Origin of the sequence: Streptomyces sp. NPDC060209 (genome assembly GCF_042728155.1) — a bacterium.
Taxonomy (GTDB): domain Bacteria; phylum Actinomycetota; class Actinomycetes; order Streptomycetales; family Streptomycetaceae; genus Streptomyces.
Window position 1 is genome coordinate 1 of record NZ_JBHWZS010000235.1, and the last position, 13,432, is coordinate 13,432.

At 67.9% G+C, this 13,432-nt stretch carries 10 protein-coding genes and 1 pseudogene; 7 read left to right on the forward strand and 4 right to left on the reverse strand.

Annotated elements, in window-relative coordinates:
- Positions 1–990: 990 nt before the first annotated feature.
- From ACFWFI_RS32070 to ACFWFI_RS32090, 5 genes and pseudogenes are all read left to right on the forward strand, one after another.
- The gene (locus ACFWFI_RS32070; RefSeq protein ID WP_387397017.1) at positions 991–1,299 is read left to right on the forward strand and encodes a hypothetical protein; all 309 of its coding nucleotides are present in this window, start codon (positions 991–993) and stop codon (positions 1,297–1,299) included.
- Between the two features lie 147 nt (positions 1,300–1,446).
- Positions 1,447–1,833: pseudogene (locus ACFWFI_RS32075) on the forward strand (transposase); the annotation flags it as partial.
- A 96-nt stretch (positions 1,834–1,929) separates the two neighbouring features.
- Entirely contained in the window at positions 1,930–2,244 is a 315-nt protein-coding gene (locus ACFWFI_RS32080; protein ID WP_387397041.1) for a DUF6247 family protein, read from the forward strand.
- Positions 2,241–2,504: a hypothetical protein gene (locus tag ACFWFI_RS32085; protein WP_387397020.1), complete on the forward strand. Its 264-nt coding sequence runs from the start codon at positions 2,241–2,243 to the stop codon at positions 2,502–2,504. Before ACFWFI_RS32080 ends, ACFWFI_RS32085 begins: the two co-directional genes overlap by 4 nt.
- A 360-nt stretch (positions 2,505–2,864) precedes the next feature.
- Positions 2,865–5,801 (forward strand): hypothetical protein, encoded by a 2,937-nt coding sequence (locus tag ACFWFI_RS32090; RefSeq protein ID WP_387397023.1) that lies wholly within the window; start codon positions 2,865–2,867, stop codon positions 5,799–5,801.
- 1,088 nt (positions 5,802–6,889) lie between these two features.
- Here the strand turns inward: ACFWFI_RS32090 and ACFWFI_RS32095 are convergent.
- A complete protein-coding gene (locus tag ACFWFI_RS32095) occupies positions 6,890–7,930 on the reverse strand; it encodes a hypothetical protein (protein WP_387397026.1) in 1,041 nt (346 codons plus the stop codon).
- Between the two features lie 321 nt (positions 7,931–8,251).
- Here ACFWFI_RS32095 and ACFWFI_RS32100 point away from each other — a divergent pair, with 321 nt between their 5' ends.
- Positions 8,252–9,781 (forward strand): ISL3 family transposase, encoded by a 1,530-nt coding sequence (locus ACFWFI_RS32100; RefSeq protein WP_387397044.1) that lies wholly within the window; start codon positions 8,252–8,254, stop codon positions 9,779–9,781.
- Between the two features lie 8 nt (positions 9,782–9,789).
- Here the strand turns inward: ACFWFI_RS32100 and ACFWFI_RS32105 are convergent, their stop codons facing one another.
- Positions 9,790–10,287, reverse strand: coding sequence for a hypothetical protein (locus ACFWFI_RS32105; RefSeq protein WP_387397029.1), 498 nt, complete (start codon positions 10,285–10,287; stop codon positions 9,790–9,792).
- 288 nt (positions 10,288–10,575) lie between these two features.
- Here ACFWFI_RS32105 and ACFWFI_RS32110 point away from each other — a divergent pair, with 288 nt between their 5' ends.
- A complete protein-coding gene (locus ACFWFI_RS32110) occupies positions 10,576–10,851 on the forward strand; it encodes a hypothetical protein (RefSeq protein WP_387397032.1) in 276 nt (91 codons plus the stop codon).
- A gap of 8 nt (positions 10,852–10,859) precedes the next feature.
- Here the strand turns inward: ACFWFI_RS32110 and ACFWFI_RS32115 are convergent, their stop codons facing one another.
- Together ACFWFI_RS32115 and ACFWFI_RS32120 are read right to left on the reverse strand one after the other, a co-directional pair.
- On the reverse strand, positions 10,860–12,458 hold the full coding sequence (locus tag ACFWFI_RS32115) for an ISL3 family transposase (protein ID WP_387397035.1): 1,599 nt from the start codon (positions 12,456–12,458) through the stop codon (positions 10,860–10,862).
- An 80-nt stretch (positions 12,459–12,538) separates the two neighbouring features.
- On the reverse strand, positions 12,539–12,955 hold the full coding sequence (locus ACFWFI_RS32120) for a hypothetical protein (protein ID WP_387397038.1): 417 nt from the start codon (positions 12,953–12,955) through the stop codon (positions 12,539–12,541).
- Between the last annotated feature and the right edge of the window lie 477 nt (positions 12,956–13,432).

A 13,432-nucleotide genomic window follows, 5' to 3' on the forward strand; every position in this document is an offset into this window, starting at 1 on the left:
TCCCCGAACGGAGTCGATCTGCGGCCGATCGCTAGCGACTGCCTGCTGCGCTGGCCAGCCCATGTTGCCGGACGGCACCAAGCCACAGAGAGCGTCTCCACAGAGAAGTACCGGCCGGCTGGCGGCGGGGGTTCAGGACAGGTTGTCGGCATCGCCACAGTTTCGACAATAAAAGTGTCCAACCATGTTGAGGGTGCGCCGCCGTCAGAGGAAAAATGCGCTCCAGCCCCCGGATCCGCTCTACATGAGCACGAGACTCCGCACCGAACCCTGAGGCCACACCTAACCAACAGGCGCCATCACCTCGGAAGATGACCATCTGAGGACCGCCCTCGCACGGCAAGCCCCGTCGGTCTGGGCCGCTACGCCCACGGAGCACTGTGGGAAGCCCGAGCAGGGGTCAGGCCGCGCTGCAGGCCCTAATCGAAGCCCGATCTCGCAATACCGCGTGAATCAATTGGATTCTCCCGCACCCGAAAAACGAAATTCGACAAACCAGAAGTCCGGGCGCCGCGTGCTTTCAGGGCCCATCCAGCATCCCGTTTCCCCTGCCGCCAGAGAGGCTCTTTGACTACCGCCGCCCCACGCTGGCGCTTCCGCACCGCACCAGCCTGGACGACTCCAGCTGCCGCTCACCCCGGTTCCCCCTCTGTTGAGGGGGACTCGCTTCTCAGTCCGCCGCCAGGCGACTCTTCCGCCCTGGTCGCTTCCTCACCACTCGTGCACGCGCTGCGCCGTGACGAGAGCGCGAGTACTATCCCGCCGCCATGGCCGCGTGGACGAACGGCCTATGCCGTCCCGAGGCCCGCGAACTCCTCAAGGTCGCCCTGACCCCGGCTCGGGCCGCGCGACTGACCCGACCCAGATCCAGGCGGCGCTCAAGCGAGCCGGCCGCCGTTCATTTCCGGCACCACTACAGGCTGAGCAGGCAGCCGCGTGACCAGCGAATACGTCTTGCGCGCGGAGGCCACACCAGCCGATCATCTGCCCATGAGACTCGAAGTGCATGCGTTCGTCGCCGACGGCCCGCTCCCCGACTGGGACGCGCGCGAAGAAGAGATCGACAGGCGCGTCGAGCAACTCGAAGCGATTCCGGAGCCGGTCACGGGAGAAGAAGCCCAAGCGCTCGTCTCCTGCTTCGGCCCGGACGACTGCTACGGAGTCGCCGGGACCCTGCTACACCTCATCGAGACCGGCCCGAACCCCGTCCTGACCACCGACCCCGGACCCGACGCCAACGAGTGGCACAAGCGGCTCTACGACCGCGCCGTGAACGGCGGACTCATCCCGCGAACTTGACGGCATAGCAACGTGAGGTCTCAGCTGTTTCACGCAACAGAGGGACCGAGGGTGTCGGCGTACTTCTCTGAGTGCTCCGGCAAGTACAGACAAACGTGCACCATTTAGACGTCGGTTCTTATGGCGGTTGCGGTCGTTGAGCGGTGTATGACGGATCTGGTTGAGCGACTGGTGCCGGATGAGTTGTGGGTGCCGTTTCGGCGGGTGGTGTCTGTGACGGAGGTGACTCGTCCGCAGGGCGGAGGCCAGCGTCGGGCGTGTGACCGTGAGGCCCTGGCCGCAAGGTGTTCGTGGCGACGTCGGGCTGCACGTGGAGGCAGTTGCCTCCGGTGTTCGGTCCGTGCTGGCAGACGGATACCGGCGTTTGGCCCAGTGGAGCCGGGACCGGTCCTGGCCCGGCTCGACCGTGTCGTTCTTGATGAACTCGGTGCCCGAGGCGAACTGGGCTGGTCGCGCTGCGCGATCGATTCCGTCAGCCTCCGGGCCACAAGAGACCCGACCCGCCAGCCCCCGCTTCCGAACCCCTCTGCCCGGCGATACCTCAACAGCGACCGCAAAGTCCCATGCCCCCACCCACGGCCTCCGGCACGCGTACCGTGGAGGCATCAACCTCCCGGGAGGGACAAGCCGATGAGCGCGCAGCCTGACCACGCCCCCGTCACGCCCTACGCCCCCGCTCCAGGAGCCCCGGCCGAACTGCTCGCCCAGCTGCGCGCCGACCGCCGCTCCACGCGGTGGGTGCCAGCATTCGAGCGGGAATGGGCTGCAGCCCTTGAGGAATCACGGCGGACGTTCTCCCTGGCCGGGCTGTACGCGGTCATCCAGGACTGGCAGGGCCGCCTCGCCTCCGCGCCGGCGGTCGACGCGTTCGTCGCCTCCGGCTACGACGACAGCGAGTTCATCGACGTGGCCGAGCTCCGGGAAAGGCGACGGCGCCACCCGTGACCAGACAGCAGCCGTACTCGGTTCGCCTTTCCGCCCCTGCCGCCAAGGTCCTCGACACTCTGCCCGAACACGCGGAGGACATCGTGTGGGACGTCCTGGACGCCGCCGCAGCCGACCCGTGGGGCTTTCGCCAGTGGAACACCGAGGACCCGGAGGGCGAGGACATCCGCCACGCCTCCGTCGGCCAGCTTTCCCTCACCTACTGGATCAACCGGCCTCTGAACAGTCTGTCCGTCCTCACCATCACCTGGCTCGGATAGCCACCCGTCGCAACGCCTCGTTTCCCGGCATCTCAACTGCCGGGAAACGAGGCGTGCGTCCGCATGCTCAACAGTGTGGTCGGGGAGCAGGGTTCAGGTGAGGTGGTTCAGAAGCCAGGTGATGACGGGACGCAGGATGCCGGAGACGGCACCGCTCAGGGCTGCTCCGGCCAGGGCGAGTCGTTCGCGACGGGTCAAACGCGTGCGGGACATGGCGTCCTCCACATGGAGTGTGGTGGGTGGATTGGGCAGCCGGCCGGCTTGCTGCCCAATCTGAGACCCCTGCGGAGATCGACTCCGAGTTGCGACGGACCGTCAGCAAACAAGGGTGTCACCGCCGATCAGGTCGTGGTGCAAGGCGTGTTCGAGGGACGATGGTGCGATGAATGGCGACACCGGGGTCGGCCGGCCGGGCCCGAAGGAGAGCGTGAAGCGGGAACGACCGCTGAAGCGGGCACGGGTGGATGGCCGCTGCCGCTGCGCGAGCTCAAGGCGCTGCTGTACGAGGTCTACCTGGCGGCGGGTGCTCCCAGCCTGGATGAGATGACCGAGGACATAGCCGCCGGCGACGACCTGGAGGGGGCACCGAGCCGGGACACGGTCCACCGCGTCATCTCCGACGGCGAACGACCTGGGCAGCAGGCGGACGTGGTTGCCGTGGCCTGGGTGCTAGCCCGCCGGGCCGCCTGGGACACAGCGAGTCTGGCCGCGCGGGTGCGTGAGCTGTGGGTGCAGGCCCGGATGGCGCAGGGTGCCGGCCGTCCGATCGGGGACCTCCGCGGCGATGTCCGGCTCGTCCTGGACGGAGGACTCGGAGTCCACCCGGCGCTGGACAGCGACGGCGCCCGAGACCGCTTCGGGATCCTGCCCACCTACATCCGGCGGGACCACGACGCCCACCTGAGAACGGTGGTCGACGCCGCCGTGGCCGGGCGCAGCGGGATGGCGGTCCTGGTGGGGGGATCGTCCACGGGCAAGACCCGCGCCCTGTGGGAGGCGGTTGCCGCGTTGCCGGACGGCTGGCGGCTGTGGCATCCCCTCACCCCTGCGGCCACTGACGCGGCCCTGGCCGCACTGCCGGACATCGCCCCGAAGACGGTGGTGTGGCTGAACGAGGCCCAGCACTACCTGGGCCCGGACCCGCGCGGTGAGCAGGTCACGGCGGGCCTGCGGGAGTTGCTCACCGAGCCGTCACGGGCACCCGTGCTGATCCTGGGCACCCTGTGGCCCGAACACTGGGACACCCTGACCACTCGCGCCGACCCCGACCGGCACCCTGGTGCCCGTGCACTCCTGGGCGGGCACAAGATCGACGTGCCGAAGGCCTTCACTCCGGCCGACCTGGCCGCACTCAATGCCACCGACACTGCCGACCCCCGCCTCATCCAGGCCGCCGAGCACGCTGCCGATGCGCAGGTCACTCAGTACCTGGCTGGCGTGCCCTACCTAATGGACCGCTATCACGCGGCCGATGGCGCCACCCGGGCCCTCATCCACGCCGCGATGGACGCCCGCCGCCTCGGCGCCAGCCTCCACATCCCGCTGGACTGGCTCGCCGACGCCGCCCCCGGCTACCTCACCGACACCGAGTACCACGCTCTCGCCCCCGACTGGCTGTCCCAGGCCCTCGCCTACGTCACCACGCCCTGCAACGGCATCCCAGGCATCCTCACCCCCCTCAACATCAGCAGGCCTCGCAACCAGCGCACCCTCCGCCAGCCCGACCACAGTCCGCGGGGATCGCACTACCTGCTCACCGACTACCTCGACCAGCACGGCCGCCACCACCGCGCAACGACGATCCCGCCCATCGACTTCTGGACGGCAGCCGCCCACCACGCCCACCCCGCCGACCTGACCGCACTGGGCGAGGCCGCCTGGAACCGCGGTCTATACCGCGACGCCGCCCAGCTCCACAAGCACGCCATCACCCACAACGCACACACCGCGGCACACCTCGTCAGCCACTTGCACACCCTGTTCCCCGCCGACCGCCGGCCGGCCCAATGGGTCGTCGCGCACGTCGCCCTCGACAACCCGGGCGCCATCGCCGACCTGCTGCGCGAGTTACAGGAAGCCGGAGCGCAGGAGCAGGTCATCGTCCTGGCCGAGCGCGCCGCCGCGCACGCTGCCCTCGACAACCCGGGCGCCGTCGCCGAGCTGCTGCGTGAGCTGCGCAGGGCCGGGGCGCAGGATCAGGTCACCGTCCTCGCCGAGCGCGCCGCCGCGCACGCTGCCCTCGACAACCCGTTCGGCGTCGCCGTCCTGCTGGAGAAGCTACGGGAGGCAGGGGCTCAGGAGCAGGTCACCGTCCTGCTGTCCCGTGATCCCGCCGTGCACGCCACCCTCGACAACGCGGACGCCGTCGTCAGGCTGCTGCGCGAGCTGCGCAGGGCCAGGGCTCAGGAGCAGGTCACCGTCCTGGCCGAGCGGGTCGCCGCGCACTTCACCCTCAACAACCCGGAGGCCGTCGGCATGCTGCTGCGCGAGCTGCGCAGGGCCGGGTCGCAGGATCAGGTCACCGTCCTGGCCGAGCGGGCTGCCGCGCATGCCGCGCTCAACCATCCGGACGGCGTCGGTGTGCTGCTGCGCGAGCTGCGGAAGATCGGGCGGGACGAGGCGGTCACCGTCTTGCTGACCCGGGATCCTGCCGCGCACGCAGCCTTCGCCAACCCGTACGCCGTCGGCATGCTGCTGCGCGAGCTGAGCAAGGCCGGGGCTCAGGAGCAGGTCACCGTCCTGGCCGAGCAGGCCGCCGCGCACGCCGCCCTCGACAACTCGTACGCCGTCGGCATGCTGCTGAGCGAGCTGCGCAGGGCCGGGGCTCAGGAGCAGGTCACTGTCCTGGCCGAGCGGGCTGCCGCGCATGCCGCCCTCAAGCATCCGGACGCCGCCAACAGGCTGCTGCGCGAGCTGTGCAGGGCCGGGGCGGACGAAGAGACCACCACCTTGCTGACCCACGATCCCGCAGCGCACGCTGTCTTCGACAACCCGTACGCCGTCGACATGCTGCTGCGCGAGCTGCGCAGGGCCGGGGCTCAGGAGCAGGTCACCGTCCTGGCCGAGCAGGCTGCCGCGCACGCCGCCCTCGACAGCCCATACGCCATCGCCGCGCTGCTGGTGGCGTTGGGGGACGCCGGGGCGGACGAGCAGGTCGCCGTCCTGGCGGAGCGGCTTCCTGCTGCAGGACACTTCGCTCTGTTCGCTCAGGTCGGAGGAAGCCAGGAACAGTTCCGACTCGGACGTGAGCCTGATGGAAGTGCCGCCCCTTCTTGGACGTGGAACGACATGGACTGAACCAGCACGGGCTTCGGAAACCGACAGCCATGTCCCAGATATCGCCAACGTGCCTGAACACCCCACGGAAATCGTCCGACACGTTGAACTCCCGCATGGCTCAGATAGCTAACAAATCAGCCAACAACTCGAGATAATCATCGTGGTCGTGGCAAACATCGAGGTCTGAGGTCTTGGTGCCCGCAGCCCTTTCAGGGGCAGGGCTGTCGCTTCAGCTCACAGTCGGCAGGATCGGCGATACGGCGAGCGCAGGCCGATCAGTCGTCGACAATGAGGCACGAAAATGCGCATGCCTGGAACCGAGGAGCTTCCCGCCGTAGAGGCACCTGAGCAGCAGGAACTGCTTCAAGTGGTGTGGGACGTCTTCGCGGCAACGTCTCAGTGGCCGAGCTTCGACTGGGTAGACCGGCGGCTCGACAAGCAAGGGCTGGATGCAGCTGAGGCTCTCAGTCGCCTTCCCGAGGACCTGGTGCGCGGGTTCCCGGATCCGAGCAGGCGCCTGCCGTCGGACGACTCAGTCTTAGCTCTGACGATCGCCGGCGCGGCACGCTGCCGGGGCTCCGCAGACGTCGTCCAGTTCTTTCTGGCGGCTGATACGCGTCCTCGCGGAGACAGAGCAGCACTGATCCTCCGGGCCCCGTGGCGACAGGCCGAGCCTCACAGCCCGCACAGCAGCCTCCCGGCTTATCTGTTGATCCAGTTGGTGGGCCGGGCCGTTGGCAATGTCAAGCTTCGGCAGAGAAGCCGCGAACTGTTGAGCGTGCAAGCGTCACGCGCCCCACCGGAGAGGCCCCGGCCCCAGCCTGCAGATTCCTGAAGACCCGTCGGGTGAAGTCTGCGACTCGGACTTTCAGGTGCTGCAAGATCTCCATGCTCGTCGTATCGGACATGTCCGGGACCGACAGGTCGCACGTCTGGAGAAGGGTCGGCTGGCTTTGTTCACGAGAACCGGTTCTGGTCCAACTTCTGTGGTGTGAACACTCCCTGTGACCGTGGGCCTTGCTGGTAGGTCCCGCGAGATGTGACCGAGCACCGTGCCTGGCCCCGGTGTACAACTTCGATGCACAAATGGGGCCGAGGCCGGGCGCTCAAGGCGAGGAGGCCCAGGGGTCGTCCGACGGTTCGGGCTCTTCGGGGTGGAGCATGCAGCGAATACAGCGCCGGAGTCCCGGTTCACCGGATCCGGCGGCAGCGTTCATCCACGGCAGGGCGTCCATGGCATGCGCGCGTTCGTCTGTGGTGAAAGTGTTGATGGTCTGGTGAAGGTCCTCGGGGGCGGGTTCGTCCGTGAGGCAGAGCCAGCCGATCGCCGCAGCTAGGCGGACTTGGGGGGCCTCTGTCCAGTCTCGCCACCGCTCACGGAGCCACCAGACGGTCGGCGGATGTGCGTGGGCCCGGGTGATCTCCGCGGCGGCGAGGAGCAGGGCGGCACGGACTATGGCGTCATGCTCCATGGCGAACCTGGTGGCGAGGGCGGTTCGGACCGTGTGGTCGGGGTCGGCGGCGGTGGCCAGAGCGTAGGCGGCGTCGATGCGGATGGTGGGGTCGGAGTCGTTGAGAAGGGGCAGGAGCACGGGTGCTTCGGCGGTGATCGCGGCGCGGGCGGCGGCCACCGACCAGCCTGCCGGGTAGCCGGTCACCTCGACGCCGTAGTCGTCGTAGTCGTCGTAGTCGTCGGGGGCGTGACGCCGAGGATTGGTGCGGTGGAGCAGGAGTTCATCGCGGGAGGCGACGCCGAAGTGCTGGGCGCGGGCCGGGCTGGAGAGTACGCCGAGGGCGGCGGCACGGTGTGGGTGGCGGGCGTCGGTGGCGATGGGGGTCAGGAACGGTACGGCGAGGGCGACGGCGGCCCGGCTGTCGTTGGCACACAGGCCCCCCAGCACGTCCGTCGCGTGGCTTGCGGGGTCCTCGCCGGTGTGCAGCAGGTGAACGGCCTTCCGGGCATCGTTCCCATGAGGGAAGTTCCCCCACGGAACGGCGTCGAGAAGCAACCCGCTGTGGGCCCCGGACTGGATGCCGGCCACCACCGCCCGCACATCGAACGCGCCTCCCGCGAACGAGGCCAGATCCGCGCCGTCCGCCAGCGCCCGGCACATCTCGAACGCCGGATCGGTCCGCCAATCCCTCACACCACACCCCCGCCATCGAATCCCCAAAGACTCGATCATGCCCTGCCCGTCTGCCCCCGCCGGTCAGCTACCGGACATCCAGGGGCACATCCCGACGCGCCACAAAGCGCCGAGAACCCGGAAGGCATCCTTCTCAGGGCGAAATGCGGTCGGGCCAACCGGAATGCTCAGGAGCCACCCATCGCGTTCAGTCACACGAGATCGTCTGGAAACTGCCGGTGCCGACCGCGTTCGGCCTGATGGTCCTGGGCTGTGCGCGAGGTACTACTCCGGCTGGAAGAGCTGCTCTTCCTGGCGGATCCGGGGATCAAGGTGGAGTCGATGCAGGACGATGGCGAGGTGATCCAAATCGGTGTCAGATGCCGGACGACCGGGGCTCGGTGCCCAGGTTGCGGAAGCTGGTCGGGGCGGGTGCACGGCTCCTACCTGCGGTTTCCCGCTGACCTCCCCATGTCGGGACGGCGGGTGGTGCTGCAGCTTCGTGTCCGGCGCTTCACGTGCCAAGACGTCTCCTGCCAGCGGCGGACGTTCGTCGAGCAGGTTGCGGGCCTGACTCGGCGGTACAGCCAGCGAACCGAACGAATGCGGTCGGCGCTGGCCGAGGTCGGCCTCGCCCTGGCCGGTCGCGCCGGTGCCCGGCTGGCCGACGTCTTCGGAGCGAGGGTCAGCCGGAACACGCTCCTGCGGTTGGTCAACGCTCTCCCGGAACCCCAGCCACAGGTCCCGCGTGTGGTCGGCGTCGACGAATACGCGATGCGCAAGGGCCGCATCTACGGGACCGTGCTGGTCGACGTCGAGACCCGCAGACCGGTGGACCTCCTGCCGGATCGCGAGGCAGGCACTGTCGCGGCCTGGCTGGCCGAGCACCCGAGCATCGAGGTCGTCTGCCGCGACCGCGCCCCGTTCTTCGCCGAGGGCGCCAGCATCGGCGCGCCTACCGCGGTACAGGTCGCCGACCGATTCCACCTCTGGCGCAACCTCGGCGAAGCGGCCGAGCGGTGCGTCTCCGGCCACCGCGCATGCCTCCGTGCGACCTTCGCCGAGTCGGCGCCGGAGAAGACTCCGGCTCCGGAACAGGCCGAGAGCGGGTCGCCATGGCCCACCGGGCACCGATTCGCCGACCGCACCCGCGCCAAGCACGCCACCGTCCACGCGCTGCTGGCCGCCGGCCACAGCCGACGCTCGATCCAACGACAGCTCGGAATGACCTACCGCACCGTCCAACGGCTGGCCGACGCCGCCAGGCCGGAAGACCTGTTCCACGGACAGTGGCAGAACCGCAGGACAAAGCTCGACGACTTCAAGCCCTTCCTGCACGAGCGGTGGTCCGAGGGCTGCACGAACGCCTGGACCGTGTGGGAAGAGATCAAAAGGCACGGCTACACCGGCGGCTACGGCGGCGTCCGCGCCTACCTCCAGCCGTTCCGCACATCCCCGACCGCACCTGCGGCCCGTCCGCCGTCCCCACGCACGGTCACCGGCTGGATCCTGACTCACCCCGACACCCTGCCGGAGAGCGAGCGCCTGAAGCTCAGATCCGTCCTTGCCCGCTGCCCCGAACTGGACGCCCTCACCGGGCACGTCCGCGCATTCGGGAAGATGCTCACCCAGCTCCAGGGTGACCAGCTCCCGCAATGGATCAAGGCGGTCCGCGCTGACGACCTGCCCAGCCTCCACGCCTTCGTCAACGGCCTCGAACGCGATCTCGCAGCTGTCACCGCCGGCCTCACCCTGCCCTGGAGCTCCGGCATCGTCGAAGGCCACGTCAACCGGATCAAAATGATCAAGCGCCAGATGTTCGGCCGGGCCGGCTTCGGTCTCTTGCGGAAACGAGTCCTGTTGGCATCCTGACGGGACAGTCACGAGCTCTGTTGGAGTCGCTCCGCAGCCTGAACGGGGGTGTCGTAGTAGCCAGGCCGTGCCAGCAGGACCGAGCTGAAGTAGTAGCCCTGTTCTTCCTCCGGCTCATCGTCGGCTGCGAACGGACGCCAGAAGCTCAGCAGCAAGTCCGGGGCGATGAATGAAGCATCGTCGTCAGGATCTTCCTCGATCGAGGTGAGCTCACCGACACGCCGGACAACCTCGCGGGCCGGAGGCGCGAACACGTCCACACCCTGGAACAACACTCGGTCTGTCTGGGACGACGGTCTTCCCAGCTCGATGGCTTCGAGCATGTCGCGCGCGCAGTGGATGCTGATCATCAGCCCGCTGGGACGGAACACGTGCTGTCCCGACCGGTCGGACTCCGAGATCGCCGAAGGATCGCGGAGCGAGTCCAACGCGGTGTTGGCTGCGTGTCGAGTCATACCGATCCGCAACGGGCCAACGCCGTTTGGTGGGGCGAGGTCGAAGTCCATGCGGGCATGATCCCAAACAGGTCTGTCAGCGAGTGAGAGTGACGAAGGGGCCATCCAGTCCCGCAGGTTACAGAGTGTGAGGGCTCCACAGAAGTTGGACCAGAACCTGAGAACGGACAGCACTTCGTCGCTGGTTCGGGAGGCGCGGAGCCACCGATGTGAAGACGGATTGTTCACGAAGTCTCGGTTCTGGCTCACTTTCCGTGGAGGGCTGACTGAGTGTGATGTCAGTGGTGTGTGGTGGGATGGCCGGACTTTGCTGCCGTGACCTGCTGGGGGTCCGCCTTGATGCCCGTGTACTCGTCTCTGACCCACGCCCTGGCCGAGGCTTTGGTCGATGTCCTGTGGTTCGTTGAAGGCAGTGATGACGAGCAGATGGATCCGGACGATGCCGTCAAGGTCATGGAGGGCGTCGCCCACTTGGTCAGCAAGCTGTCGAGCGAGCAGCGGAACGAGTTGATCGAACTGCTGGGGACGATGGCCGACGCCGAGTCCGACCCAGCACGGCGCGAGTTCCTGGAAGGGTTCGCGGAAGGCTTCGGGCTCCTTGAGGATGGGGTCTGACCTGTGCTTTACGAGTAGAGCAGGACGCGTTTGCGGAGAAGGGCGAAGCCGGCCCGGCCGTACATCTGGCGTTTGAGCATCTTGATGCGGTTGACGTGGCCTTCGACGATGCCGGAGCTCCAGGGCAGGGTGAGGCCGGCGATGACCGCATCGCGGTCACGGTCGATGCCCGCGGCGAGGGTGTGGAGGCCGGGGAGGTCGTCTCGCCGGACGGCATCGAGCCACTGCGGCAACCGCTCGCCCTGGCGCTCGGTGAGCATCTGGCCGAAGGAGCGGACGTGCCCGGTGAGGGCGTCCAGTTCAGGGCAGTGGACCAGAACGGCCTTGAGCCGAAGTTGCTCCGTCTCGTTGAGGGTCTCCGGCCGGCGGAGGATCCATCCGGCGACGACGCGGGGTGACGGTGGCCGAGCTGTGCTGGGGCCCGGCGAGAGCCGCTTCTCCCGGAAATAGGCGCGAACCCGCTGGTAGCTGCCCTGATAGCCGAGCGGCACGATCTCTTCCCACACGGTCCAGGCGTTCGTGCAGCCCTGGTTCCAGCGGTCATCCAGGTAGGGCTTGAAGGCGTCGAGTTTGGACCGGCCCTGCCACTGTCCGTGGAAGAGGTCCTCCGGGGTGGCTGCATCGGCCAAGAGTTTGACGGTGCGGGAGGTCATACGGAGCTGGCGGCCGATCCTCCTCCGGCTGAGACCGGCTGCCAGCAGTTCGTGGACAGTCGCGTGGTTGACGCGGGTGCGGTCAGCGAAGCGGTGTCCCCTTGGCCAGGGCGAGCCGGACGGATCTTCGAACTTCGTCGGCTCGGGGGCAGGCTGGGCCGGATCCGGCGTCAGCACCCGCAGGCATCCACGGTGGTCTGCGACACAACGTTCTGCAGCCTCGCTCAGGTTGTGCCAAAGATGCCACCGGTCCGCCACCTGCACTGCCTGGGGCGCCCCGGCCGTGGCGCCGTCGGCGAAGAACGGTGCCCGATCGCGGCAGACGACCTCCACCCCGGGCCGTTTCGCGAGCCAAGCGGCCAGGCTGGAAGCCTCCCGGTCGGGCAGTAGGTCCACCGGGCGTCGCCTTTCGACGTCGACCAGGACGGTCCCGTAATGGCGGCCTTTACGGGTCGCGTACTCATCGGCGCCAACCACGCGCGGGGCCGGAACTTCCGGGTCGGGCAAGGCTTCGACCAGCCTCAGCACCGTGCTGCGGCTGACGGCCACGCCGAAGACTCTCGCCATGCGAGCACCGGCTCGGCCGGCGAGCGCGAGGCCGACCGCAGCCAGCGTCGACCGCAGGCGCTCGGTCCGCCGGCCATACCGACGGGTCAAGCCCGGTAGCTGTTCGGCGAAGGTCCGCCGCCCGCACGAGATGACCGGGCAGAGGAACCTGCGGACCCGCAGGCAGAGAGCGACTCGTCGGCCTCCGCTGGGGACATCAGCGGGAAAGCGCAGGCAGGAGCAGTGGACCCGCCGTGACCAACTCCCGCATCCGGGGCAGACAGCCCCAGCCACCGTGCTTCGGGCCTCGATGTGTACCGCCTCGTCGTTCACGGCCACGGAGAGCACCACCACGTCGGCGATCGACGGGAACAGCAACTCCTCCAGCCGGAGCACCACTTCTTCCACGGGCCGAACTGTCAGCCACACCGCACCCGGTACGGCTCAATTCCGGGCATCTTCCGCAGGGCCCGCTCGCCGGACAACCGTCACTCAGAGTGCATGCTCCACGGAATGTGAGCCAGAACCGAGACTCTTGTGAACAAAGCCAGGCCGGCGATGACGGCGTCGCGGTCGACGGGCAGGCGCTCGGTGAGCATGGTCGCGAAGGATTGGACGTGCTCGGTGAGGGCATCGAGTTCGGAGCAGCGCGCCCGGACGGCCTTGAACTGGAGTTGCTCGGTCTTGGTGAGGGTGTCCGGATGGCGGAGGATCCATCCGGCGACGGTCCAGGGCGAGAGCGGCAAGACGGTCACTGGCCGCGGTGAGGTGCGCTTTTCGTGCAGGTCGACGCGAACGCGCTGATAGCAGCCCTTGTAGCCGAGCAGCACGATCTCCTCTCGCAGCTTCCAGGCGTTGGTCAGCCAGGCCAGCAGGCGGGCACGTCTTGTCCTCCACACGTTCAACCTCATTAGCCTCGGAGAGCGGTGAGGACGTGTTCTGCTTCTGCGGGCATGACAGCGATCTGGATTGAGCCTTCGGGTATCCGGTACTCGAGGATTCGGGAGCCGGGATTGATTGTCAGGGACTCCCGGGGAGTGATGCTGAGCGCATCCCGGCATGCTGCAGGGAGGCAAGGGGGCGTTCCGTCTACCCTCGAGCAGGTCGGAAGCGCGGCGCTTGACCGTCGCTGATGATGAGTCGTCCTCGTTGCCATCGGGTGCTCTGGGAGGGCTCCCGGAGCATGCAGGGAATGCTTGCCTGCTTCCCGGTAGACAGCTTCTCCGACCTACGCTGTTGTCCCTTCCTGAAGATTAGCGTGGTCAGCCCGGCCACGACTGCCAGGAAGATGATTTCCAAGATCCATGAGGTCACACTGACATCCAACCAGGCTAGGGGGTGGGCTGGCTGACAAGGGGATGGGGTTCCTCCTCCTCCTTCAC